General features: G+C 69.0%; 30 protein-coding genes. 8 read left to right on the top strand and 22 right to left on the bottom strand.

The window, feature by feature from the left end:
* Positions 1-81 precede the first annotated feature (81 nt).
* From ABZ463_RS29240 to ABZ463_RS29175, 14 genes are all read right to left on the bottom strand, one after another.
* Positions 82-495 carry a gas vesicle protein K gene (locus ABZ463_RS29240; protein ID WP_362780985.1) on the bottom strand — a complete coding sequence of 138 codons (414 nt, stop codon included), beginning with the start codon at positions 493-495 and terminating at the stop codon, positions 82-84.
* A gap of 7 nt (positions 496-502) precedes the next feature.
* Complete coding sequence (locus tag ABZ463_RS29235) at positions 503-745, bottom strand: gas vesicle protein (RefSeq protein ID WP_362780983.1); 243 nt, start codon at positions 743-745, stop codon at positions 503-505.
* On the bottom strand, positions 735-1,523 hold the full coding sequence (locus ABZ463_RS29230) for a GvpL/GvpF family gas vesicle protein (protein ID WP_362780980.1): 789 nt from the start codon (positions 1,521-1,523) through the stop codon (positions 735-737). The genes ABZ463_RS29235 and ABZ463_RS29230 overlap by 11 nt, the downstream gene beginning before the upstream one ends.
* Positions 1,516-1,932 (bottom strand): gas vesicle protein, encoded by a 417-nt coding sequence (locus ABZ463_RS29225; protein WP_362780977.1) that lies wholly within the window; start codon positions 1,930-1,932, stop codon positions 1,516-1,518. Before ABZ463_RS29225 ends, ABZ463_RS29230 begins: the two co-directional genes overlap by 8 nt.
* Position 1,933: 1 nt before the next feature.
* Positions 1,934-2,311 (bottom strand): gas vesicle protein GvpO, encoded by a 378-nt coding sequence (gene gvpO / locus ABZ463_RS29220; protein WP_362780974.1) that lies wholly within the window; start codon positions 2,309-2,311, stop codon positions 1,934-1,936.
* A gap of 4 nt (positions 2,312-2,315) precedes the next feature.
* Positions 2,316-2,585 (bottom strand): gas vesicle protein G, encoded by a 270-nt coding sequence (locus ABZ463_RS29215; protein WP_352014141.1) that lies wholly within the window; start codon positions 2,583-2,585, stop codon positions 2,316-2,318.
* Positions 2,586-2,588: 3 nt separating this feature from the next.
* Positions 2,589-3,404 carry a GvpL/GvpF family gas vesicle protein gene (locus ABZ463_RS29210; protein WP_352014142.1) on the bottom strand — a complete coding sequence of 272 codons (816 nt, stop codon included), beginning with the start codon at positions 3,402-3,404 and terminating at the stop codon, positions 2,589-2,591.
* Between the two features lies 1 nt (position 3,405).
* Positions 3,406-3,819 (bottom strand): gas vesicle protein GvpJ, encoded by a 414-nt coding sequence (gvpJ, locus tag ABZ463_RS29205; RefSeq protein WP_362780971.1) that lies wholly within the window; start codon positions 3,817-3,819, stop codon positions 3,406-3,408.
* A 44-nt stretch (positions 3,820-3,863) separates the two neighbouring features.
* On the bottom strand, positions 3,864-5,012 hold the full coding sequence (locus tag ABZ463_RS29200; RefSeq protein ID WP_362780969.1) for an SRPBCC family protein: 1,149 nt from the start codon (positions 5,010-5,012) through the stop codon (positions 3,864-3,866).
* Positions 5,009-5,617: a hypothetical protein gene (locus ABZ463_RS29195; RefSeq protein ID WP_362780966.1), complete on the bottom strand. Its 609-nt coding sequence runs from the start codon at positions 5,615-5,617 to the stop codon at positions 5,009-5,011. The genes ABZ463_RS29200 and ABZ463_RS29195 overlap by 4 nt, the downstream gene beginning before the upstream one ends.
* 275 nt (positions 5,618-5,892) lie before the next feature.
* Positions 5,893-6,156, bottom strand: a complete 264-nt coding sequence (locus ABZ463_RS29190) for a BldC family transcriptional regulator (RefSeq protein ID WP_362780964.1) — start codon at positions 6,154-6,156, stop codon at positions 5,893-5,895.
* Positions 6,157-6,440: 284 nt separating this feature from the next.
* Positions 6,441-6,794 carry a hypothetical protein gene (locus tag ABZ463_RS29185; protein WP_362780961.1) on the bottom strand — a complete coding sequence of 118 codons (354 nt, stop codon included), beginning with the start codon at positions 6,792-6,794 and terminating at the stop codon, positions 6,441-6,443.
* On the bottom strand, positions 6,791-7,168 hold the full coding sequence (locus ABZ463_RS29180; RefSeq protein WP_362780959.1) for a hypothetical protein: 378 nt from the start codon (positions 7,166-7,168) through the stop codon (positions 6,791-6,793). The genes ABZ463_RS29185 and ABZ463_RS29180 overlap by 4 nt, the downstream gene beginning before the upstream one ends.
* Positions 7,169-7,172: 4 nt before the next feature.
* A complete protein-coding gene (locus ABZ463_RS29175; protein ID WP_362780957.1) occupies positions 7,173-7,361 on the bottom strand; it encodes a hypothetical protein in 189 nt (62 codons plus the stop codon).
* 1,144 nt (positions 7,362-8,505) lie between these two features.
* Between ABZ463_RS29175 and ABZ463_RS29170 the strand changes: the two genes are divergently transcribed.
* Complete coding sequence (locus ABZ463_RS29170) at positions 8,506-9,315, top strand: UTRA domain-containing protein (protein WP_362780955.1); 810 nt, start codon at positions 8,506-8,508, stop codon at positions 9,313-9,315.
* 192 nt (positions 9,316-9,507) lie between these two features.
* On the opposite strand, the gene ABZ463_RS29165 is transcribed toward ABZ463_RS29170, so the two are convergent.
* Both ABZ463_RS29165 and ABZ463_RS29160 read right to left on the bottom strand, forming a co-directional pair.
* Positions 9,508-9,795 carry a DUF6461 domain-containing protein gene (locus ABZ463_RS29165; RefSeq protein ID WP_362780953.1) on the bottom strand — a complete coding sequence of 96 codons (288 nt, stop codon included), beginning with the start codon at positions 9,793-9,795 and terminating at the stop codon, positions 9,508-9,510.
* 101 nt (positions 9,796-9,896) lie between these two features.
* Positions 9,897-10,571, bottom strand: a complete 675-nt coding sequence (locus tag ABZ463_RS29160) for a hypothetical protein (RefSeq protein ID WP_362780950.1) — start codon at positions 10,569-10,571, stop codon at positions 9,897-9,899.
* 109 nt (positions 10,572-10,680) lie between these two features.
* Between ABZ463_RS29160 and ABZ463_RS29155 the strand changes: the two genes are divergently transcribed.
* Positions 10,681-11,448 carry a TetR/AcrR family transcriptional regulator gene (locus ABZ463_RS29155; RefSeq protein ID WP_362780948.1) on the top strand — a complete coding sequence of 256 codons (768 nt, stop codon included), beginning with the start codon at positions 10,681-10,683 and terminating at the stop codon, positions 11,446-11,448.
* Between the two features lie 100 nt (positions 11,449-11,548).
* Here the strand turns inward: ABZ463_RS29155 and dnaE are convergent, their stop codons facing one another.
* The gene (gene dnaE / locus ABZ463_RS29150; RefSeq protein WP_352014761.1) at positions 11,549-15,142 is read right to left on the bottom strand and encodes a DNA polymerase III subunit alpha; all 3,594 of its coding nucleotides are present in this window, start codon (positions 15,140-15,142) and stop codon (positions 11,549-11,551) included.
* Between the two features lie 223 nt (positions 15,143-15,365).
* On the opposite strand from dnaE, the gene ABZ463_RS29145 reads away from it, so the two are divergent.
* On the top strand, positions 15,366-15,569 hold the full coding sequence (locus tag ABZ463_RS29145; protein WP_352014762.1) for a DUF397 domain-containing protein: 204 nt from the start codon (positions 15,366-15,368) through the stop codon (positions 15,567-15,569).
* A 165-nt stretch (positions 15,570-15,734) separates the two neighbouring features.
* On the opposite strand, the gene ABZ463_RS29140 is transcribed toward ABZ463_RS29145, so the two are convergent.
* On the bottom strand, positions 15,735-16,940 hold the full coding sequence (locus ABZ463_RS29140) for an MFS transporter (RefSeq protein WP_362780944.1): 1,206 nt from the start codon (positions 16,938-16,940) through the stop codon (positions 15,735-15,737).
* Positions 16,941-17,012: 72 nt separating this feature from the next.
* On the opposite strand from ABZ463_RS29140, the gene ABZ463_RS29135 reads away from it, so the two are divergent.
* From ABZ463_RS29135 to ABZ463_RS29125, 3 genes are all read left to right on the top strand, one after another.
* Positions 17,013-17,990, top strand: a complete 978-nt coding sequence (locus ABZ463_RS29135) for a helix-turn-helix domain-containing protein (RefSeq protein WP_352014764.1) — start codon at positions 17,013-17,015, stop codon at positions 17,988-17,990.
* Positions 17,991-18,149: 159 nt separating this feature from the next.
* Entirely contained in the window at positions 18,150-18,554 is a 405-nt protein-coding gene (locus ABZ463_RS29130) for a YbaB/EbfC family DNA-binding protein (RefSeq protein ID WP_362780942.1), read from the top strand.
* Complete coding sequence (locus tag ABZ463_RS29125; protein WP_352014766.1) at positions 18,551-18,922, top strand: hypothetical protein; 372 nt, start codon at positions 18,551-18,553, stop codon at positions 18,920-18,922. Before ABZ463_RS29130 ends, ABZ463_RS29125 begins: the two co-directional genes overlap by 4 nt.
* Here ABZ463_RS29125 and ABZ463_RS29120 read toward each other — a convergent pair.
* From ABZ463_RS29120 to ABZ463_RS29110, 3 genes are all read right to left on the bottom strand, one after another.
* Complete coding sequence (locus ABZ463_RS29120) at positions 18,834-19,883, bottom strand: hypothetical protein (RefSeq protein ID WP_362780940.1); 1,050 nt, start codon at positions 19,881-19,883, stop codon at positions 18,834-18,836. The genes ABZ463_RS29125 and ABZ463_RS29120 overlap by 89 nt on opposite strands.
* A 6-nt stretch (positions 19,884-19,889) precedes the next feature.
* Positions 19,890-20,066, bottom strand: a complete 177-nt coding sequence (locus tag ABZ463_RS29115) for a hypothetical protein (RefSeq protein WP_362780938.1) — start codon at positions 20,064-20,066, stop codon at positions 19,890-19,892.
* Between the two features lie 349 nt (positions 20,067-20,415).
* Positions 20,416-21,561, bottom strand: coding sequence for an epoxide hydrolase family protein (locus tag ABZ463_RS29110; RefSeq protein WP_362780936.1), 1,146 nt, complete (start codon positions 21,559-21,561; stop codon positions 20,416-20,418).
* Between the two features lie 52 nt (positions 21,562-21,613).
* On the opposite strand from ABZ463_RS29110, the gene ABZ463_RS29105 reads away from it, so the two are divergent.
* Both ABZ463_RS29105 and ABZ463_RS29100 read left to right on the top strand, forming a co-directional pair.
* Positions 21,614-22,615 (top strand): WYL domain-containing protein, encoded by a 1,002-nt coding sequence (locus ABZ463_RS29105; RefSeq protein WP_362780934.1) that lies wholly within the window; start codon positions 21,614-21,616, stop codon positions 22,613-22,615.
* The gene (locus ABZ463_RS29100) at positions 22,612-23,199 is read left to right on the top strand and encodes a DUF3995 domain-containing protein (protein WP_362780932.1); all 588 of its coding nucleotides are present in this window, start codon (positions 22,612-22,614) and stop codon (positions 23,197-23,199) included. Before ABZ463_RS29105 ends, ABZ463_RS29100 begins: the two co-directional genes overlap by 4 nt.
* Positions 23,200-23,293: 94 nt before the next feature.
* Here the strand turns inward: ABZ463_RS29100 and ABZ463_RS29095 are convergent, their stop codons facing one another.
* Positions 23,294-23,755, bottom strand: coding sequence for a peroxiredoxin family protein (locus tag ABZ463_RS29095; RefSeq protein ID WP_362780930.1), 462 nt, complete (start codon positions 23,753-23,755; stop codon positions 23,294-23,296).
* Positions 23,756-23,767 lie beyond the last annotated feature (12 nt).

Below are 23,767 nucleotides of genomic sequence, written 5' to 3'. Positions count from 1 at the left end.
CCCTTCCTTGGGCTCCGAAACAGATGCCGTTCATCCCCATAAATCACTGAAAACCTCCACAAATCCTCCTAAGGCCCACCGTCAGTCCATGGGGAGCAGCGTCCCGAGAGGGCCGAGGTCGAGGTTGAGATCGGCGGGGGACAGGTCGAAGTGCTCACACAGTTCCTTCATCGCGCCTTCGAGGCGCATCAACGTCAGGCCCAGTGTCTCGATCTGCTCGTCGGACAGGTCCCCCTGTTCCATCCGTCGCACGCACTGCCGCTCCATCAGCTGACGCACCAGTTCGACGAGGGTGAGGACGAGGCACGTCAGGTCGCGCTCGACCCGCTCGGGGTCGGTGTCGAGGCGCCAGCCGTCCCGCCGTACGGCGGAGCGCCTCTTCTCCGGCCGCGTCCCGCGCGGCCAGGTCACCCTTGATCGGGCCGCCCCCGACAGCACCCCGGCCGACCATGTCGTCCTGGACCGTGCCGTCCCCTGCCTCGGGCCGCCGGACACGGGCGGCTCATCTCCTGACCGGTTCACCGAGGCCCTCCGGATCGATCATGGTCGCCTCCGTGATGGACGTGATCAGCACGCGGAGGGAGATCCGTACGAGATCGACGTCGGCGATGGACAGGACGAGGTCGCCGGTCACCACGACGCCACCCGCCAGCAGCCGGTCCAGGAGATCGACGAGCGCCACCCGCTCCGGTGGCAACCGTCCCCGCCGGGTCGGCTCGGCTCCCCGGGAGACCTCAGACGTCATCCGGCGCCTCCGCCGTACCAAGATCGATGTCGGTGAAGGAGTAGGGGGCCCACGGGCCGGTGAGCTCCAGGTCGAGACCCCGCCCACGGAGGGTGTCGAGAGTCGCGACGAACTCGTCGGCGAGGTCGTCGTCGACCAGATAGGCACCGTTGAGCACCATCCACTCCTCACGTCCCGAGAGTTCGGGGTCCTGGGGGCGGTGACGTCTGCTCGCCACGGCGACGGCGGACAACGCGGCGTCGACCCGCTCGGCCTCGGTCACCGCGTGGCGCCACGCGGTGTCCCGGTCGTGCAGGCTCGCCTGGCGCCGTTTCAGGTAGGCCGTTCCCGGGCTCTCGCCCTCCTGCTCCCGCCCGCCGGACGACGGGGTCCCCGCGGGCCGCCCCGCGTACGCCTTCACCCCCCACTCCCTGCGCCCGGCGACGTGGGAGAGCACCTCGGCGAAGTCGTCGTGCCGCCGTTCCAGCAGGGCGCTCACCTGCTCCTCGCCGGTGTAGACCGTGACGAGCCGCACCGGGGCCGTCGCGACCGCCTCCGAGACGGCCTCGACGACACGGTGGTGGGCGCGGGCGGTGGCCTCCACCCAGTCCAGGTCCTCCAGCGAGCGCCGGAGCGGCTCCTCCCCGAACCGGTCGAGCGGTACGGCGCTGACGTACGCGACCAGACCGGCGTGCTCGATCGTCCTCACCGGCGCGCCGGCCACCCCCTCCAGACCGGACGGGTCGGGGCCGCCCGCGCCGTGTGCGATCGCGTACACGTATGTGCCGGTCTCAGTCACGGCCCTCCCTCGGCACGCGTGACCGCTCTCCGGTGGCCCCGCCGCGCGTCACGCCCCTGAGGTCCTCCCGCGCCTCGACGAGCCCGTCCTCCTCAAGCGCGGTGAGCCGCCTGCGGAGCCTGCGGTTCTCCTCAACCAGGTCGCGGTCCTTCGAGGTCAGCCACGGATCGTGCTCCCACCAGTCGATGCCCAGCTCGCGAGCCGTGTCCACCGAGGCGATCAGCAGGCGCAACTTGATCGTGAGCAGCTCGATGTCCAGCAGGTTCACGCGGATGTCTCCCACGATCACCACGCCTCTGTCGAGCACACGTTCCAGGATGTCGCCCAGGCTGGTCGTCTCCCGTCCGGCGAGCGACCTGCTGCCGTATCCCTGGGGCACCGTGGAAGCGGGTCGTACCGGATTGGTCATCTCACGGCCCCTCACTGTCTCCCCTGCCGCGCCTGTAGCGCCGTGTCCTGCGGTAGGACAGCAGGTCTCCCTCCCGGTCCAGTTCGACCTCGTAGAGCGCCAGGACGTCCCCGGAGGAAGGAACGCGACGGTCCTCGACGACCTCGACCCCGACGAGCCAGCCGTCCTCCTTCGGCTGCACGAACGTGACGCCCTCGACCACCTTCGCGGTCAGCTCGGTGATCTCCCGTACGGCGACCCGGCCCACGGTCCCCGCGGTGAGACGCCGCCCTCTGGTCCGCGGAGGCTCCTCCTCCTCAAGGGGTTCCTCGTCGTAGAGGTCGTCGGAGACGTCCACTTCGGCGATCCGCTCACCGCGGGTTCTGCGCCTGGCCGGCACGGGATCACCCCCTCTCCCCGTCGCCCGGCAGGGCGGTGCCGTCTGTGCCGGGGCGGCCCGTCAACCGCCCGAGGACCCGCGTCACCGCCTCGGTCTCCTCCTCCTCGGTCATCAGACCGGCACGCCTCGCCTCCGCTATCTCCTCCAGCCTCCGCCGGACCCCGGCCGGGCTCCGTGTCTCCAGCTCGACCTGCTCCTCGATCAGCTCCGCGAGCCGGATCAGCCCACGGATCGGAGCGAACGGCAGGCCCAGGGTCAGGCCGAACAGGTCCATCCGTCATCCCTCCCCCGCCTGTGAGGTCGTGACGAAGTCGTACGGTGCCAGCGGTCCGAGCAGCCGTACGGTCACCCGGTCCGCCCACCGGTCGCCGAACTCCTCGACGGCCCGCTCGAACTCCTCCGACCGGTCGGTCTCGATGAGGAACGCCGCGTGCACGGCGTCCTGTTCGTGGGTCGGCTCCCGTACGGCGACGGCGACGCTCAGCGGGGCGAGGGCACCGACGATCTCCTCGGTGTCGGCGTCACGTCTGGCCGCCACACCCTCGCCGAGCAGTTCGCCGAGCCGGATTCGCGCGTCCCATGTCGCGTCCTCTGGCTTGCCGCGAATCCCGTCGAGCAGCCGGGAGGCCTCGGCGTTCTCCGCCAGGACCTCACCGATCACCACCGGTTCGACGTAGCGGCCCCTGACGATGTACTCCGTCCGCCCTTCCAGGTCGTCCAGTGCGTCGCGGAACGCGTCGTGGTTGGGGGCGAGCAGTTCGTCGACGACCGCCCCGTCATCGGTCAGCACCGCTCCGAAGCGGAGCGGCAGCACCGGTACCTCGGCGGCGGCCTCGTCCAACAGCCGTTGATGGGCGAAGAGGTCCTCCGGCCTGCCGAGCGGGCGGTCCAGCGCGATCTCGCTCGTCAGGGCGGCGATCTCGCCGTGCCGTACCAGCCGGATCCGTCCGGGCGGGTCACCGACTCCCCTGGCGTCAGGGTCCACCTCGGTGTCGCCCGGCACGATGCCGTAGACGTAGGAGGCGCCGCCTCCCGCCTGCCGTACGGCTTCGCCGGTCCCTGCGGTCTCGGTCTCTTTCGTGGAGCGGGGCATCTCAGTCCTCCCGCCTTCGCCGTCTGCGAGGCGCCGGTTCGGGTTCCTCCTCGGACTCCTCGGCACCCAGGAAGTCACGCAGCTTGTCTCCCGCCGCGTCCAGCGCCCCCTGCGTGATGCCCTTGGTCTTCGCCCTGCCCACGCCCTGTGTCATGTCCTGCACCACTTCCGGCAGTCCCTTTCCTCCTGTCTGCGTGAGGTCGAGCCGGTTCGCGGCCTCCGCGAAACGCAGGTAGGTGTCGACGCTGGCCACGACGATGCGGGCGTCGACCGTCAGAATCTCTATGCCGACGAGCGAGACCCTGACGAAGGCGTCGATCACGAGGCCCTTGTCAAGGATCGTGTCGATGACGTCGGCCAGTCCTGAGGAGGATCCGCCACCCCCTCCCGCCCCCGAAGGTTGCACGATGGTCATCAGCCGCCTCTCCCCGGCTCCGCGATGTCCTCCCGGATCCCACGTCACGTGCTCCGGGCGGCTGCCCGGCGGCGGGCCGGGCGCGGAGCCTCCCTTGTCTTCGTGTCCGCGGCGCGACGCCGGACCGGACGCCTCGGAGTGGCAGCCTCGGCCTCATCGGCCTCGTCCTGCTCCTCCGGTTCCTCCGACTCTTCGGGCTCCTCGGGCTCTTCCGGCTTCTCGGCTTCGGCGCGGCGGCGCCGTACCGGACGCCTCGCCTGCGCGGACGCCTCTGGTTCCTCCTCGGCCCCGGCGGCGTGTTCGCCGTTCACGGGCGTCGGTTCTCTCTGGTCCTCTTCTGTCTCCTCGGTCTCGGACTCCCTCGACTCCTCCTCCCGCAGGGCGGTCTCGTGGTCCTTGACGACCTTGCTGTCGCGGATCTCGCCACGCCAGCCCTCGATGTCGTCCGGATGGAGCAGCGCCTGCGTCATGACGTGCCGCCGGAAGTGCTTGAACTCCAGGCGTGCCCGCCTGCCCTGCGCCCGCCACAGGTTGCCGGTGCGTTCGAACAGTCCCTGTGGGTGGTACTCCAGGACGAGCAGGACACGGGTCAGGTCGGGGCCGAGCGAGTGGAAGCTCACGGCGCCGTCGACATGGCCCTTGGCTCCCTTGGAACGCCAGATGATGTGCCGGTCGGGGATCTGCTCGACGATGGTCGACTCCCAGGTCCGGTGGGACCAGAAGACCTGTGCCTTCCAGGAGAGTTTCTCCTCGGCCTCCTGCTGAACCCCCTCGACCTTCTTCGTGAAGCTGGGAAAGTCCTCGAACTGGGTCCACTGGTCGTAGACGAGCCGTAGCGGGGCTCCCACGTCGAGTGTCTCGACGATGTTGGTGACCTTGAGCTTCTTCCCCCTGCCGCCCTTGCCGCCACCGGTGACCTTCTGGAGCAGGCCTCCGGCCGCTGTCTTCGCCACCTCCTTGAGCCCGCTGGCCACGGGGTGCTTCGAGCCGATCACCGATCCGACGAGGCCGACCACCCCGCCGTCGCCCTTGTCGACGTAGTCGGTCAGCCGGCCGGTCAGTCCGCCGAGTTTCTCGGTCGCGGACGACAGGAGCCGTTCTCCGAGCGCCTCGGCGAGATTGCGGAGTTCCTCCGTGAGCTGGTCGACGGGAAGAGCCTGTGTGTTCCCCTTCGTCCTCGTCTGCTCGGTCATCGCGCCTCATCCCGGACGCGGCGGACGGGACGGTCACGTCGGGAGGCTCTCTCCCGCTGCGGACTCCGGACCCGTACGGCCCGGCCCCGGCCCCGCGGAGGCTCCTCTTCTTCCTCTTCCTCGAACTCGTCCTCCGGTTCCTCCTCGTCCTCTTCCTCGAACTCGTCCTCCTCGTCCTCCGGTTCCTCACGGGACCTGCGTGCCGTACGGCCCCGGCTCTCGGTAGGACGACGCCTCCTCGGACGCGTCTCCTCCTCTTCTTCCTCCTCCTCACTCGCGAGACCACCGGGGACGCGCAGCGACTCGGCGCGTTCGTGAAGCTTGGAGGTCAGTGAGTCGATCTGCCTGCTCGCCGCCGCCCTGGCCGCGGCCTTACCCACGTCGAGCAGTTCGCCTCGCACGTTCTGTGTGAGCTTTTCCAGCTCGGGAGAGGCCCCGAGCTGCTTCAGGCCCTGTTGCAGCAGGCCGCCTCCGCCCATGCCCAGCCGACCGGTCGCGCCCGCCGCCGCCAGCGCCAGCGCCGTCCGTAGTTTGTGACGCCGGCCAAGGAAGTAACCCGCGCCGACCGCCAGGGCCATCTGCACTCCGCATTTCACGATCGCCACCCCTAAACGATCACTCCGTCGTGGAATCCGTCCGCCCGAAGCCTCGACGGGCCACCGGCGGGAAGGAGACGTTGTCCAGGACAAACGTCTGCCGCTTTAAACGTGTCGGAAGCATCTGGTTTCCGAACAGGCTGTCCCCCTACCCGAAAAGCCGACAGAAAAACACATATAGGTAAAAAGTAGACATACCTCGTTTGTAACCTGAAAGAACGTATTTCTCCTGGTTTTTCGTGGCGGCCGGGGGCACCGGTGATCGCGAAGGGCTGGCCGAACCCTCATCCCCGGGAGGTTCGGCGGTCGGTGGGACCGCCCTGGGGACGGCCTCCGTCGAGGAGGACGGTGATGTCGGTTTCGCGGTAGCGGCGGTGGCCGCTGGGGGTTCGCACCGAGGGGATACGGCCGGTGAGAGCCCAGCGGTTGACGGTCTTGGGGTCCACGCCGAAGATCCTGGCGACCTCGCCGGGGGTGAGGAGTCGTTCGGTGGTGTCCGGTCCGGTGGAGAAGGTGCCGTCAGGGGTGACGGCCTTGAGTGGGGACATGGGGACTCCATAGGGGGTCGGTAGCGGCTTCGGTGGAGCGGCGCCTTTCGGGGGCGGGCGCCCGGCCCCGAGCCGGGGAGCAGGTGGCCGGGCACCCTGGAGGAGGACCGGCCCACGAATACGGGGCCGGTGCGCCAGACGACTCCCTCTTCCCCGGCACACCCCTTTGTCCCGGCGTGTATGGGAGCCGCCTTGCGGAGGTGTGCGGCCCAGGTCCCTCCCACCTGAGCCGCACGTTCATGGGGTACGGCGAGACGACGTTCCACCGCCCGCCGTACCGGCTTCTAGGAGCGCAGCAACTCGCGCAACGTCGTGGACCGGCCCGGCACGACGGCCTGACCAGGACATACGGCCTGGGCGACCCGGGGGGTCCGAGCGGTCCGAGTCTGGAGAGCGCGGGCGACGGCGACGGCCCGGATGCTCGGCGGCACCGCCGGGGACACCTGGGCGGCCAGCTTGCGGTCCAGTTCCTCAGCCGACCCGGCCCGCACCAGCGGCGTGTCCCCGAGATCCGGCCTGCCGGGAAGAACGCGACGGTAGGCGCTCCACAGGCCGGTCGCCGAGTTGTGGAAGACGAGCCAGTCGGAGTGGACATGCTGTACGGCGTCGCAACTCCGCCGTGCGACACCCGACGTCATGCCGCCCTCCCACCCGGCGAACCCCGCTTCTCGCCGACCTCCCCGTTCCGTGCCCCAGAAGGCGGACGGCCGGCCCCACCCCTCCTACGCCGAACCGGCGCCGGGGAGGACCGCGACGAGAGCCGGATCGCTCTGATCATCTCGGCCTCCCGCATCCGCTCCTCCAACCCCTCGGAGGTGGGATCCTCGACGATCACCGGCCGGGGACCGTCCCAGGCGGCGACGGCGTAGAAGGCGCGTCGGCCCAAGCTGTAGAGCACCGTCCAGTCCGCCCAGGCCTGGTCGATCCGCTCGGCCTCCGCGCGAGCTGGGCCGTTCCACACCCGCTTGTACACCGGCGCGTACGGCAGGCCGTCCCGGTGCCGGCCGGTCACGGGGTCACACCCCCGCGACGGCGTCGCGGGCGGTCTTCTCCTGCTCGGCCACAGCCACCTGAACCTCATCGAAAGTGTCGGCGTCCACCGCCGACTGCGCTCCGGCCCGCACGGCGACACGGGAGAAGACGTGAGTACGAAAGGCCCAGAACCGGCCCGCATCACTGATGATCAACCGCCAGCCCGGGATCACCGGGGCCGTGGGATGTCGTGCATGATCTGGACCTCCACGATCCGACCAGAGGCATGCCTGGCACGGGTGTTCGCCAGACGGGCCTGCCCTGCGGGACAAGAAAGAAGCCGCGCGCCGTACGGCACAGCCGAAGACCGAGGACCACGAGCACCAGGCCGACAGACCGCCTGAGCACGGGGAACGCGACATCGGTCTCCACGCCGGTATGGCCCGCCGCTCGCAGGCCGTACACCATGGCGGTTGGGCTGGCGCGCCCTCGTCCAGGTGATCCCGGATCGAGGAACCCGGGGGAACGGACGCCGAACCCACCTGGGCAACGGCGGCCGGACAGGCCGTACCGACGCGACAGGCGTGGGCTCCAGAGCCGGAACCGGGTCATCCGCAGGAGCCGGCTCCACGACACCATCCGGTACAGCGGCCGGGACCGGCGCGGGCGCTTCCACTCCAGGAGCAGACCGACCCTGACCAGGCACGACCGCCCCCACAGGACCATTCGGCACGGCGTTCGCGGCCGGAGCCATCGCAGGCGCCACCGGCTCAGGATCGGGACGACGCTGAGCAGGTACCAGCGGAATCACCTCGGCGGGCGCGACCTCCACCGGAGGCCGAGGCGAGGGAAGAACCTGCGGGCCGTACGCACGACGGGCCTGAAGACGGGCGTTCATCAGCAGCCCGGACGGCTGCACATACTCGTGCTCGTCCTGGTGCGGGCATCCGTGGGCGTAGGGGGAATGGCCGCAGCGGGCGCATCCCATCGGCAGGGGTACGGCACCGGCGAAGCAACCGCAGCCGTCCCGGATCGACGTGTCCGGGCCGAAGCTCGGAGCACTACTCTTGCTCACGCCTTCCTGATCAAGGCCCCGGCCGGTGTTGCCTCACCGCGATTCCGGGGCCGATCTCATGTCGAAGCTGTGACCGCGCGGCCGGTGACCGCCAAGTCCTCGGCCGCGCGGCGTATCACTCGCGCGTGCGACAGACTGGACGACGTGACCGCCACCAATCCACTCGCATTTGTCCGTTATGGTCTTAATGCCCTCTTGTTTATGGGGGCTAAAGTCCCTGTGCTCGGACGATAGCCCGCCGTCGACAACGACGCAATAGGGGGGCTAAATTTCGAGTGGACGCGATGTGAAGGACCGATACCTTGGATGCCAGGACGCTGCATGACATCGCAGCCATTTCCGACCCACTTGACCGTGCGCGCGCCGCATCCGCCGCTATGGCAACGCTGCAAGGCCAATCCGTAGAACTTTCCCGAATCCGCCGCGCCGCGATCATCGAGGCCCAGGAGTCCGGCATGAAACAGGACGACATCGCCCGCCACCTGGGAGTGACCCCAGGAAGGGTGAGCCAGATGAAGAAAGCCGGAGCCCCATCCCACCAGGCCCCGACAGGACCCATCGAGCCACGCCCACGCGTCATCGTGGAGCGGGCGATCCCCACGCCACCGGCGGTACGCGGCTCGAAATCCCTCTATCTCACCGAAGCCGCCAGCCAGGGGCTCAAACCAGAGCGCAAGATGCTCTTCATCGGTCCCGAGCCGGCCAGCGAACACGTGGCCGTCGCCCTACGCGTCGAACCCGGCGACACCGTGATCGCCCGCCGCAAGATGTTCTGGGCCAACGACGTGCCCGTACGGATCTCCACCAGCTACTTCCGCCTCGACGTCGCCCAGGACACCAGGCTGGACAAGCAGGAATTCGTGCTGCCCACCCTCCAGGCCGCGATCGAAGACCTCGGTCACCGCTTCAGCCACGCCACCGAGACACTGACCTCCCGGCCACCTACACCGTACGAAGCCGACCTGCTGGAAGTACCCGGCGAATGGGTGGTACAGGTACTCCGGATCAGCATCAGCACCGACGACATCCCCATCCACGCATTGGAAACTGTCTGCGCGGCCAGCAGACACGTGTTCGCCATCGGACAAGTAGCCGGATTCGACCACTTCTGAGCATCCATCCATCGCCAGACCATTACGGCGGCCGAACAACACCATAAACAGGCACCAAAACCGCTCCTCCGTGTTCGCCGCAATGCGGAGGGGCCTCTCAACACCGCCAAACGGTCACACCTATGGGTCTCTGGAAGTCCAGCCGCAGACAGTCACGAGTTCCGATACGAGGTGAAAATGCGGTGACAGCCCTCACCCTTGGCGCTTTCCTGTCGCTGTCCGGCAAACACGCCCGCTTCGGACGCCAAGCCCACTGTTGGCCTCGACGAGGAGCACCCAGTCTCCAACGGAGGCGGCTCCGAAGCTTCGCCACCGGATCAGTTCATCGAGCGTTGTGTGAGAACAGTTCTCAACCCGGGCACCGAGCCGGGCCATCAGTTCCTCGGGCGTCAGGCCGTGGACGTAGGTGAAGCAGTAGGCGTCCGCCAGGTCGGGGAAGCGCTGGGAGAACCAGGAGTGGTCGTCAGGAGTTGCGATCACCCCGTCAGACTCGCAGCACCCGCCGACACAACGTGGTCGATCGTTCCTGAGATGGCAGAACGAGTGGCGAGGCCCCCGTGGGCTCGCCACTCGTGTGGTGCCTAGGCGTGGGCGGCCAGTCTCCGCGGAGTCCTCCTCCTCAGCGTCGCGACGCCCACGGCCGCCAGCCAGGTGGCGGCGATGCCGTTGAACATCGCGACCGCGCCCCAGCCGTTGGAGGCGTAGAACTCGTCGGAGTTGAAGCCGAAGAACATCGACGGCACCCCGGCCAGGTGCAGGGCGGCGATGGCGAACGACGACCAGCCGACCCAGCCGGGAAGGGCGCGGGAACGCAGCACCGCGTATCCGAAGGCGACGCCGAAGACGACCAGCATCAGATGGGTGATGGAGCCGTAGAGCAGGTAGGTGGGCACGGTGCGGGTCGGGTCGATCTCCTCGGCGGCCTTGATGGCGCTGCTGCCCTCGATCCCCTTGGCGACCATGTCGACGATCGTCCACGCCACGCCCGCCGTACCGGCGACCGCGCCGAACCATTCGAACCGGGCGTCGGCCTGCGCGATCAGAGGCCGGACGCCGGCCATGAACACCAGGAACAGCGTGAGGGCGAGGAAGTTGAAGAGCGTACGAGTGAGGATCAGCCAGTCCGGCATGAGGCTGCCGGTCTCGACACCGCAGGCCGGGGGGTCACAGGTGGGGACCACGAAGTACAGGGGGAGTTCGGCCATCGCGAAAACGGCGCCGAGGACCGCGGCCAGGCCGATCCAGCGGCGCGCCACAGACGGGAACTGAATCTGTGCATGCCATGAAGTGTTCATGGCGTGCACAGTAGCAACAACTGTGTAAGCCGTCTACTATTTCTCTTGGATCTTCGAGAGGACGCAGGCCATGACCCCACGCAAGAGTCACGACCCCGTACCCGCCGACCTTGAGGCGCTGCCGCCGGGTCTGGCCGCGGCCTGGGGCGTGGTCGACACCGGGGGGCGGCGCGGCCCCAAACCGGCGCACAGCGTCGAGAAGATCATCGCGGTGGCGACGGAGCTGGCCGACGAGGAGGGCATCGCCGCCGCCTCGCTGCCGAAGGTGGCCGCCCGGATCGGCGTGACCACCAACGCCCTGTACCGCTACGTCAGCTCCAAGGAGGAGCTCATCGTGCTCCTGGCCGACCGCGCCTGGGGCGACCCGCCCGCGCTGCCGGACGGCGACTGGCGGGAGGCGGCGGCGCTGTGGTCACGTCGGCTGTTCGAACGCTTCATCTCCCGCCCATGGCTGCTGGACGTGCCGACGACCGTCTCCCTGACCCCGCACAACGCGGCCTGGCTGAACGCGCTGATCACCGTGCTCGGATCGACCGGCATGGCGGCGCAGCAGACGCTGAACTGCGCGTATCTCCTCGACAGCCACGCCCGGTACGGTGCCAACCTGCGGCGCAACACCCCGACACCGGCCGCGTTGCGCCGGGCGAATCCCGACCAGCAACGGGCGGTGCGCGCGGTCCGCGTCTTCCTGGACGGCCAGCTCCGCTCCCACAACCTGAACGCCGTCGCGGACGCGATGGAGGACCCGATGTTCCTCTCCGACGAACCCCCGCTCGACGGCTTCGAGTTCGGTCTCGCGAGGATTCTCGACGGCATCGAGGCATATGTGCGGCGGTGAGAATGCCGTCACGGCCGGCCTGCCGGATGGGACGCCGTCGCCGAAGCGCGCAGGCCGTACGGCCTCCCCAGCGAACCGAGGAGGCCAGGCCGGTCAAGGGTCAGTAGTCGGCCAGAGCGTTGGGGCCCAGGAGGACCTTGAGGTCTCCGGCGAAGGCGCCGTTGGCGAGGTTGACCTTGTACTCCGGGGCGAGGCCGACGAGGACCTTGCGCCGGTTGAGACGTTCGACCATGAACTGGACCGGGGTGTCGCCCTTGTGGGTCCGGAACATCTGCTTCAGCTCGTCGACGAGCTTCCGGTCGATCTTGCTCTCCTGGAGGGAGATGACGATCGGGTCCTTGTCGCCGGGCTGGGGGACCTTGGAGATGTCGAGGAACTCGAAGGCGACGGCGTTGAAGCTGACGCTGGCGTCCTCGCCGTTCTCCCGGATGCGGATCTTGCCGGTGCACGCGACGACGAGGTCGGGGGCGAGGTTGTCGCCGTAGAGCTGGTAGGTGGTCGGGAAACAGGGGACCTCAAGGCTGCCGTCGTGATCCTCGATCTTGAGGATGGCCCAGACGTTGCCCTGCTTGGTGACCTTCTTCTCGACGCCGGAGATGATGCCGGAGATCTTGATCTCACCGCGTTCCCGGTCGGCGTCGCCGTTGAGGACCTGCGCGATCGAGTGGGTGCGGTTCTTCTCCAGAACGCGTTCCGCGCCGTTGAGAGGGTGGTCGGAGACGTAGAGGCCGAGCATTTCGCGCTCGAAGGCGAGCTTGGTCTTCTTGTCCCACTCGTTCGGCGGGACGACGACGGCGAAGGCCGCGTCACCGTCACCGGAGTCCTCGAAGGCGCCGAACAGGGAGTCCTGTCCCATCGCCTCCTTCTTCTTGACGTCGATGACGGAGTCGATGGCCTGTTCGTGCACCATGACGAGCCCGAATCGCGGGTGGTCGAGGTCGTCGAAGGCTCCGGCCTTGATCAGTGATTCGATCGTGCGCTTGTTGCAGACCTGGACGGGGACCTTGGTCAGGAAGTCATTGAAGTCGGTGTACTTCCCGTGCTCCTTGCGGGCCGAGATGATCCCCTGGATGGGGCCGTCGCCGACGTTCTGGATCGCGCCGAGGCCGAACCGGACGTCCTCGCCGACGGCGGAGAACCGGAGGTTGGACTCGTTGACCGACGGCGGCAGGACCCTGACCTTCATCCGGCGGCATTCGGCCAGGTAGATGGCCATGCGGTCCTTGTTCGTGCCGACCGAGGTCAGGAGCGCCGCCATGTACTCGGCGGGGTAGTTGGCCTTCAGGTAGGCGGTCCAGTAGGAGACGAGTCCGTACCCGGCGGTGTGGGACTTGTTGAAGCCGTAGGAGCTGAAGGGTTCGAGGACGTCCCAGACGGCCTTGGCGTGTTCCTCGGTGAAACCCTTACTGATCATGCCGGAGGAGAACGTGGCCCACTGTTTGTCCATCTCCTCCTTCTTCTTCTTGCCCATCGCGCGCCGGAGGATGTCGGCGCCGCCGAGGGTGTAGCCGGCGAGCTGCTGGGCGATGGCCATGACCTGCTCCTGGTAGACCACCAGGTGGTAGGTGTTGCCGAGGATCGGCTCCAGGGCGTCCTTGAGGTCGGGGTGGATCGGCTCGACCTTCTGCGTCCCCGCCTTGCGCAGCGCGTAGTTGACGTGCGCGTTCGCGCCCATGGGTCCGGGACGTCCCAGCGCGAGGATCGACGAGACGTCCTCGAACTCCGTGGGGGCGATCAGCTTGGTGAGGTCGCGCATCATGGACGAGTCGAGCTGGAACACGCCCAGCGTCCACCCGGCGGCCAGCAGCTCGTAGGCCTTCTTGTCGTCCAGCGGCACCTTGAGCATGTCGAGTTCGATACCGCGGTTGGCCTTGATGTTCTCGACCGCGTCCCCGAGCACGGTGAGGTTGCGCAGGCCCAGGAAGTCCATCTTGAGCGCGCCCATGCTCTCGCTGGACGGCCCGTCGAAGCCGGTGATACGGGCGCCGTCGTCCTGCCGCATGAAGATCGGCATGACGTCGACCAGCGGCTGGGACGACAGGATGACGCCGGCGGCGTGGACACCGGTGCCCCGGGTCAGCCCCTCAAGGCCGAGCGCGGTCTCGATGACCTTCTTGACGTCGGCGTCCTCCTCGTACAGCTTGCGGAGTTCGCTGGCCTCGGCGTATCGAGGGTGGTCCTTGTCGAAGATGCCGCTGAGCGGGATCTCCTTGCCCATGACGGCGGGCGGGAACGCCTTGGTGATCTTCTCGCCGACGGCGAAGGGGTAGCCCAGGACGCGCCCCGCGTCCTTCACGGCCGCCTTCGACTTGATCGTCATGTAGGTGATGATCAGCGAGACGTTGTCCTCGCCGTACCGCTCCGTGACATAGCGGATCATGTCACCGCGCCGACGCTCGTCGAAGTCCAGGTCGACGTCGGGCATCGAGATTCGTTCGGGGTTGAGGAACCGCTCGAACAGCAGCTGGTGCTCGATGGGGTCGAGTTCGGTGATGCCGGTGACGTAGGCGACCATCGACCCGGTGGCCGAACCTCGTCCGGGGCCGACCCAGATGCCGTTGTCGCGGGCGTACTGGCAGATGTCGGCGACGACGAGGAAGTAGCCGGGGAAGCCCATCGTCTCGATCACGCCGAGCTCGTACTCGATGCGTTCGAGGACCTCGGCGGGGACCGGGTCCCCGAACCGGCGCACGGCGCCGCGGGCGCACTCCTTGCGCAGCCAGCTCATCTCCGTCTCCCCTTCGGGGACGGGGAACTTGGCGGCGAGGTCCCGGTGGGCGAACACCTCTTCGTAGGACTCGACCCGTTCGGCGATCAGCAGGGTGTTGTCGCAGCCCTGCCTCCACAGCTCGTCGTGGTCGAGACCGCGCATCTCCTCGGCGGAGCGGATGTAGTAACCGGCTCCGGAGAAGCGGAAACGGTCGGGCGCGTCGATCTGGGAGTTGGTGCCGACGCACAGCAGCGCGTCGTGGGCGGTCGCCTGGTCCTCGGTGACGTAGTGGGAGTCGTTGGTGACCAGCGGCGGGATGTTGAGTATCCTGCCGATCTCCAGAAGCTGGTCGCGGACGCAGGTCTCGATGAGGATCTTCCCGTGGTCCATCAGCTCCAGGAAGTAGTTCTCCTTGCCGAAGATCTCCTGGTACTTCGCCGCGTGCTCCAGCGCCTTGTCGAACTGGCCCAGCCGCAGCCGTGTCTGGACCGCGCCGGACGGGCAGCCGGTCGTCGCGATGATCCCCTCGTGGTACTGGTCGAACAGCTCGTCGTCCATGCGGGGGTACTTCTTCATGTGGCCTTCGAGCGAGGCCAGCGAAGAGATCTTGAAGAGGTTCTTCAGGCCCTGGGCGTTGTAGGCCCACATCGTCTTGTGCAGGTAGGTGCCTGACGCCGACACGTCACCGCCGACCCCGCGCTGTTCGTCGAACTTGCGCTGGTGCGGCTCTCCCCAGAAGACGGGCTTCTTGTGGAAGCGGGACTCGGGGCTCACGTAGCCCTCGATCCCGATGATCGGCTTGATCCCGGCGCCGGTGACCTTCTTGTTGAACTCGTAGCTGCCGAACAGGTTGCCGTGGTCGCTCATCGCGATGGCGGGCATGCCGAGCTGACTGACCCGATCGGCCATCTTCCCGATCTTCGCCGCGCCGTCCAGCATGGAGTACTCAGTGTGAACATGCAGGTGCACGAACGAATCAGCCACGGTTGATCTTGGCCTTTCGGGGTCGAGCGGTCGGTGCCCCAACCTTATCGACGCGGCTCAGTGGGTGACCCTTGTTACTCCCGGAAGCGCATGATCGACTTGTATGTCCGGCCCCGCCCTTCCATGAGCCCCGGTATGCCCATACGACATGGAGGTCTTGCGCGTGTTGGGACCACCTCGCAGAGTGAGGACCAGACCGCCCGCCCTAAGGCAAGGAGCCCCCATGATTCCCGATCTGACCGGCGCCGAGTTCCACAAGAGCAGTCTCAGCGGCACCCACGACGACTGTGTCGAGGTCGCCGTGAACCTCCCCGGCCTGGTGGCCGTCCGCGACAGCAAAGATCCCTCCGGCCCGGCCCTGGCCTTCGGTGTCTCCGGATGGGACGCCTTCATAGGCCACGTGAAAATTGGAACGTTCGATTTCTGATCGGCGACAACGTCTTCGCCGGGTTCCGGCCGAACAGCGGGCCGTACCCCGGGCCACCGTGGACCGCTGTGAACCACAGTGGGCCACCGCGGACCACTGCGGACCACTGCGGACCACCGTGGGCGCCCCCGCGTACCACGATGGCCCGGCCCTCCCGGGCACCGGCTACGTCAGCGACTCGGCCGGGGCCACGATCGACGGGCCGCCGGTCTCCTCGGGGGCCCGGCCGAGCTGCCTGATCGGCCTGATCAGCAGGAGCGCCGCCGCCACGCCCAGCGTCACCAGGGCGGACCCCATGATGAAGGTGCGCGGTTCGATCAGCGTGGTGACCGGACCGGCGATCGCCTGCCCGACCGCCATGCCCGAGACCGACCCGGCCACCTGGTAGGCGTTGACCCGGTTCATCACGTCCGGTGCGACCTTCGTCTGGACGCTGGTCGACCACATCACCGACCAGAACGCCATCGCGACCCCGCCGATCAGGTGCCCGGCCATCAGCATCGGCAGCGGCAGTCCGAGCGCGACCGACAGGGGCGCGGCCATGTAGCCGCTCAGTGCCGTCGCCCCGGCGGCCAGCGGCTTGGCCGGTCTGAGCCTGATCGCCACCAGCCCGCCCAGTACGGTGCCGAGGCCGAGCGCCGCCATCACCCAGCCGTAGTCGGCCCCGATGACCTGCGACGACAGCGGCACGTACGGCCCGATCACCAGGACGCCCCAGAAGACCCAGACCAGGATGGTCGACCACATCCAGTTCATGGCCCTGAACTCCTCCCAGCCCCTGCGCAGGTCGCCCAGCACGTTGGAGGGGCCCGGCTTGGGTACGGTGACCCGGATCATCAGCAGGGCCACCCCGCTGACGAGGAAGGTCGCGGCGTCGACCGTGTAGACGAAGACCGGGCCGGTGGCGACGATGAGGACTCCGGCCAGCGCGGGACCCGCCAGCTGGGTGATCGCCTCGGCGATCTTCAGTGTCGCGTTGGCCCGTTGCGGGTCCTTCGCGACCAGGGGGACCATGCCGTTGATGCACGGTTCGAACGTCCCGGCGCCGATGCCCGAGAAGAACGCCATCGTCAGCAGCAGGGCGAGCGGCGGGGCGCCGTCCAGGAAGGCGACGGCCACGCATCCCTGGGTGACGACCCTGAGCGCGTCCGCGCCGATCATCAGGCGCCGGGCGCCGATCCGGTCGGCGAAGACCCCGCCGAACAGCATGACCAGCACGGCTGACGTGGTCCAGATCGCGAGCGTGTAGCCGACACCCGCGATCCCGTAGACTTCTCCGACCGCCAGCGCCGAGGCGACGGGCATCATCGCGTCGCCGAGCAGTGAGATCGTACGGGCTCCGAAGTAGAGGCTGAAGTTCCTCGTCCACATAAATCCTCATTCTGAGTTTCTCCAACCCAGGGCGCCGGTGTCCTGAATGACATCATTGGGTACATTTGAGCCATGTCCCTGGACTGCCCGGAACCACCCCCGGCCTCTCTCAGCCCGCATCGTGTGGTCGCCCTGGTCGCTCCGAAGCAGGAGCTCTACCCGGTCACCTCCGCCTCGGCCGTCTTCGGCTACCACGGCTCGGCGATCCCCCAGCACTACAGCTTCAGCCTGTGCGCCGAGCACCCCGGCTCCCTGCCCACCACCCTCGGCGTCCCCATCCAGGTCGACAGCGGGCTGGAGGCCGTCGACGACGCCAAGACCGTGATCATCGCGGGCTGGAGCTGGGCTCTCACCCCCTCGCCCGCCGTACTCGGCGCGGTGTCCCAGGCCCACGCACGAGGCGCCCGCATCGTCGCCGTCGGCTCCGGGATCTTCGTCCCCGCCACCCTGGGGCTCCTGGACGGCCGCCGGGCCTCCGTCCACTGGGAACTCTCCCGCGAACTCGCCGCCCGCCACCCCCGCATCATCCTCGACGACACCATCATCTACGTCGACCACGGCGACGTCGCCACCGCCGGAGCCTCGGCCGCCACCCTCGACCTCTGTCTCCACCAGGTCCTCCAGGAGTACGGCGCCGCCCACGCCATGCGCATCGGCCGTCAGCTCGCCGCCGGTCCGCACCGCGAGGGCTGCCAGCGGCAGTACCCTCCCCTGCCGACCACCGGCCCCATGCCGGCTCCCCTGGCGCCCCTGCTCGAATGGCTGCTCTCGCGCCTGCACGACCCGATCACCGTCGAGGACATGGCCGCCTACTCGGGCGTCTCCCCCCGGACCCTCACCCGGCAGTTCGCCGACCAGCTCGGCGTCCCCCCGGCCCGCTGGCTGCTGGAACGCCGCCTGGCCGCAACCCGCGCCCTGCTTGAGGAGACCGACCTGCCCGTCGAGACCATCGCCACCCGCGTCGGCCTCTCCTCGGCGGTCAACCTCCGCCGTCGTTTCCACACCGCCCTGCGAACCACCCCGGCCGCCTACCGCCGTTCCTTCCGCTGACGCCGTACGGCGCGGACCAGGACGCGCGGTGGCCGGTGCGACAACGGGAGAGCGTCGTCCAAGAAGCCCTCGGCGGCAGCGGGCCGGTAAGCGGCACGTTGGAGGTCGTTCATCCGGGCGACGGCTTGCCGTAGGGCGCCGTCCTTATGGTGATGGTTCATGACAGCGGGTTTCGAGGACTTCGACCGGTTCCTGGAGGAGGCCCGCCGGGCGCTCGACGCGGCCGACCGGCCGCCGTCCGAGGACGAGCCCCCGGGTGGGAGGGGAACGGCCGCGGACGGGCGGATCGTCGCCGAGGTCTCGCCGGACGGCCTGCTCAGCTCGCTGAGGGCCGACCCCCGGGTCATGCGGATGGGCCTGCAGGAGCTGTGCGACCAGGTCGTGCACGCCGTCAACGCCGCGCTCAACGACCTGCGCTCGAACCTCGACGCCCGTCACGGGGCGGTGGACGTGACGGGGCTGACGGAGACGCTGGGCACCGTCCAGGAGGAGTCGATGCGGAGGATGAACCTCTTCGTGGAGGAGATCGGCGAGCTGGCCCGCCGGATCGAAGGACGCGGATGAAGCCCCTTGAGGTCCGCTCACCCAGCCTCCGTACGGCGTCCGGCGGACTCGGCGGCGTGGGCGGAGATCTGGCCGTCCAGGGGCGCGACCTCGGGTCCTCGACGGCCGCGTTCGGTTCCGGGCCCGTCGGCGGGCTGCTGGGCGACCTCCTGGGCCGGACGCTCGGCGCGATCACCGAGTCGCTGGAGTCGGTCGTGGCCGACCTGGGCGACGCCGGGCAGGCGCTCGGCCGGATGGACGCCGGCTACCGGCGGGCGGAGAGCCTCAGCGAGGAGGCCGTCAGCCAGGCTTCGCGTGGGGGTTCTCCAGCCAGTCCCCCACCGTCACATCGCCCTTACGGGACACCTGGTACGGCCTGGCCCGCATGACGTACTCCGGGGAGACCCCACCGGGGAAGACGACCTCGTCGTAGCTGGAGTTCGGCAGGCGGAGACCGGTGCCGCCGGGGGTTCGGATGTCGTACACCCAGCCCTGGCGACCGTACTCGTGCCACTGGAGATGGATCCTGTCGGAGTAGCTGGTGCTGACGTAGGCGGTCTGGCGTGAACTCGGGTCCAGGTGCTCGACGTATCCGTTCAGGTCGGTGTTGTGCGGGTTCTTCGGCCGGAAGCCCTCGGAGAAGATCTCGTCGGGATGCCGGGTGTCCGACCGGTAGACGGGTTCGCTGTCCCGCCGCCACACCGGCCGGGTGCTGTTACGGAAGGGCGAGCCTCGGAAGCCGGGACGCGGCCGGATCGCCGAGATGTTCACCTCGCGGTTGGCCGCCGCCCTGAGCGGGTCCCAGTCCGCGGGCCGGCCACGCAGCCGGCCCGCGCCGGTGCGCAGCAGCGCCATGGCGCGCCTCATCGGTTCGACCACGCCGCGCGAGAGGAAGCGGACGATGTCGTCCAGCAGCGTGCGCAGGGCTCGGCGGGTCCTGGCGACGGCCGCGGGCAGCGTCGCCGGCGAGGCCATGGCTCGGGCCGCGACGACCACCAGCGCGACGAGCTGGGCGATCACCCCCAGCTTCCACAGCAGCGTGGCCACGGCCGCCGTCAGGAGGGCCAGGCCCACCAGCTCGGCGGCGTCGGCCAGCCGGTTCGCCCGGTCGGCGGGCGCGTTCTCCGCCATCCACGAGCGGTAGGCGTCCACCCCGTCGCCGGTGTTGTCCCGCCACACCTGGCTCGCGTACGCGTCGGTGTCGCGGACCGAGCCCCGCAACCGGGCGGCCATCGCCGTGTACCGCGTGCCCTCCGCGTGCAGGAGGTCCTCGTCGAGCCCCTCCGGCCACGCCGCCACACCGGTCCAGGCGAGCGGGGCCGCCAGCGCCTGCGGTAACTGGAGGGACATCGACGCTCAGCGGTCGTTCGGGTTGCGGACGCCCGACGGGTCCTCCGCGCCGTTCCGCCGGGAGCCGACCGCCCCGTCCGGGTCGAAGGACGCGTCGATCGCGACGACCGACCTTCTGGCCTCCGAACGCGCCTCGGCACGCACACGGTCAGCGATCAGGGATGATTCGGGCCTCTCGGACATCGCGTGGAGCCTACTGGATCGGCCGTCCATGATCCACGCCACCGGAGACCACCGGAACACCGGTGCGACGACGCCCGCCGCCCCGCCCGTACGGACCGCCACCACCACCGAACCGGCCCGTTCGACCCTTCCTGAACGGGCCTTTCACCCTGACGGCACGCGGCCGGGCCGGCCGGTGAGCGATGCGGTGGACGAGCCGAATCCGGAGAGGGAAGGCCACCCGAGACCGGTCGTCTCGATGGGAAACGTTCACTCCGGCGTCGCCCCGCAGCCGGACACCGGTCACGGTGACGGCGGCTCCTCGGGCGGTTGGAAGGCTCCCTCCCTGCCTGAGAAGGGAAGGGCCGGGTCAGCGCAGGGGGCGGAAGAAGGTCCTGATGTCCTCCGTCAGAAGGTCGGGGGCCTCCATGGCGGCGAAGTGGCCGCCTCTGGAGAACTCCGACCAGTGCACGACGTTGTGCTCGCGTTCCGCGATCCGCCTGACCCCCGCGTCGCCTGGGAAGACCGCCACCCCGTGGGGCAGCGCCGAGTGCTCGGCCGCCGCGCCCCAGCTCTTCTGCTCCTCCTTGTAGAGGCGGGCGGCCGAGGCCGCGGTCCCGGTGAACCAGTAGACGCTCACGTCGGTGAGCAACTGGTCGACGTCCACCGCGTCCTCGGGGAGTTCGTGGGCCGGGTCGGTCCACTCCTTGAACTTCTCCACGATCCACGTCAGCTGCGCCGCGGGTGAGTCGTGCAGCCCGAAGGCGAGGGTCTGCGGCCGGGTCGCCTGGATGATCGCGTAACCGGCCTGGTCCTGGTTCTGGTACTGGCCGAGACGGGCGAGTTCCTCAGGGGTGAGGCCCACGAACTCGGCCGGGTCGCCGGTCGGGAAGCCGAGCGCGCCGTTGACGTGCACGCCGACGACGTTCTCCGGTGCGGTACGGCCCAGCATCGGCGAGATGACCGCGCCGCTGTCGCCGCCCTGCGCGCCGTAGCGCCGGTAGCCGAGCCGGTCCATCAGCTCCGCCCAGGCCCGCGCGACGCGTCGCAGGTCCCAGCCGGTCTCGGTGGTCGGGCCGGAGAAGCCGAAGCCGGGGATGGACGGGGCCACGACGTGGAAGGCGTCGGACCGGGCTCCGCCGTACGACACCGGGTCGGTCAGCGGGCCGATGATCTTCATGAACTCGGCGACCGAGCCCGGCCAGCCGTGCGTGATGATCAGCGGAAGAGCGTCGGGTTCGGGTGAGCGGGCGTGCAGGAAGTGGATGTTCTGCCCGTCGATCTCCGTCGTGAACTGCGGGAACGCGTTCAGCCGCGCCTCGGCGGCACGCCAGTCGAAACCGGTGCGCCAGTAGTCGGCCAGCTTGCGCGCATAGGCGACGGGAACCCCGTACGACCAGCCCACACCGGGCAGTTCGTCCGGCCAGCGGGTCGCCGCGAGCCGACCGCGCAGGTCGTCCAGCCGGGTCTGCGGGATGTCGATCCGGAACGGGTGGATCCGCAGGTCGTTGTTCATGTCCCTCACCGTAGGCAGCGGCTAGGACAGCTTCGGTCCTAGGCTGGACGCCATGTTGGAGACATCGGCACGGCTGTTGCGGTTGCTTTCGTTGTTGCAGACCCCCAGGGACTGGTCGGGCACCGAACTGGCCGTACGGCTCGGCGTCTCATCCCGCACGGTCCGCCGCGATGTCGAACGCCTCCGCGACCTCGGATACGTCGTGCACGCCACCGCGGGCGCCCCCGGCTACCGGCTCGGGGCGGGGGCCGGGCTTCCGCCGCTGCTGCTCGACGACGAGGAGGCGGTCGCGGTCGCCATCGGGCTCGGCACCGCCGCCGTCTCCGGGGTGACGGGCATCGAGGAGACCTCCGTCCGCGCCCTGGCCAAACTGGAACAGGTTCTTCCCGCCCGGCTGAGGAACCGCGTCGGCGACCTGCGGTCGGTCACGGTCCCGCTGACGGACCGGGCCTCCGCCGTGGACCCGGCCACGCTCACCGCGATCGCCGCCGCCGTCCGTGCCCGGGAGAGCCTGCGATTCGACTACCGCTCCCACGACGGCACCGAGGACCGTCGTGCGGCCGAGCCGTACCGCCTGGTCAACTCGGGGCGCCGGTGGTATCTGGTGGCGTGGGACACCGGCCGGGGCGACTGGCGCACGTTCCGCATCGACCGGCTGCGGCTGCGCACCCCGAACGGGCCGCGTTTCACGCCCCGCGAGCCGCCCGGCACCGACCTCGTCCAGTACGTCGCGGAACGGATCTCCGTCAATCCGTACCGCTACCGCGGCCGGTTCACGGTGCACGCCCCGGCCGACGTCATCGCCGCCCGGATGCCGCCGACGATCGCGGTGGTCGAGCCGACCGGTGACGACACGTGTGTCCTCAGCACCGGGTCGAACTCCCTGGACGAGCTGGCCATGTGGGTCGCGGGGCTCGGTGTCCCCTTCGAGGTGCACGACCCTCCCGAACTCGTCCGGCACATCCACGCCCTCGCCGCCCGCCTCAGTGAGGCGACCCGGTACGGCCCCCGGCCGCCGGCGGTGTCAAAGGATCAAGCAGAATCGCCGTCATGAGTCTGAGCCTTGACGCAACAGGCCATCCGGCACGATGGCCGGGATATGCCACCGCCTTCTGGGGATTCGCCTTCGCCGTCCCGAGTTTCTGCTGGGCGCTCGGTATCGGCCTGGCGGGGGCCTCGACCACGCTCTCACCCCAGCTGGTCGAATTGGCCGCGAGGCAGGACTCCGGCTTCATCACGGCGTTGTGGGTGACGGGTGTGCTCAAGGTCGTCGGCGCGGTGCTGGGCCTGGCGCTCATCCGCCGTCGTCCCTGGGGGCACGGCATGAACCTTCTCCTGCAACTGATGGCGTGGGGCGCGGGGGTCCTGCTCATCTGCCATGGCGCGGGATTCGTCGTGAACGGAATTCTCGTCGAGACGAACGTCGTCGGCATCGATCCCGAGCTGCGGTCGGTCAGCCGCTGGTACACCTACCTGTGGGGACCGTGGTTCGTGGCCGGAGGGGTCGCCTTCCTCTTCGCCGCACGGGCCCACCTGCGCGGAGTCGCCGAACGCCGGAACGCCGTGATCGCGGGGATCATCGGCGGCCTCGGCGCGCTGGCGATCTCCGTCATGCTCCTGATATGGGGCCTGGGATAGTCCCGTTCCCTTGACGAACATGCCCGGCCCGGCAATGGCGATGACCGTCACCGGGCAACGATTCAACGACCGCGCCCTCGCGGGCGACCGACCCTCACACCCCGAGGGACCGTACGGCCCGCATGACACCCTTTCTGTCGTAGCCGCCGGTGGGGAGGGTGGCGCTGTGGACGTGCCGGATGACGCCGTGGACGTCGACGAGCAGGCTGCCCGACCGCTGCATCGCGCCGAAGACCCTCCTGTCGAGGCCGACCATCTCGTGGGGGGTGCCGCCGCGGGCGGTGAGCACGGGGAACGGAACACGCTGCCTGGCCTTCCAGGTGGCCGCCCGCTGCCTGCTCTCGGGGACCGCGATGAGGACGCGGACGTTCTCGGCCTCCAGGTCGTCGCCGCTCCTGACGAGGTCCTGGACGTTCCTGTTGCAGACGGGGCACGAGGTGGAGCGCACGAAGTAGAGCAGCACGGCGTGCTCGCCCCGGTAGTCGGACAGGCGGACGGTGTCGCCCACGGTGTCTTCGAGCGCCATCTCCGGGGCGGGCGATCCGGTTTCGAGCATGGTGGAACTTCC

This window comes from Streptosporangium sp. NPDC020145 (assembly GCF_040631275.1).
Classification (GTDB): Bacteria; Actinomycetota; Actinomycetes; order Streptosporangiales; family Streptosporangiaceae; genus Streptosporangium.
Note: the sequence above shows the minus strand (reverse complement) of the source record. Positions and strands in the feature narration are given on the sequence as shown.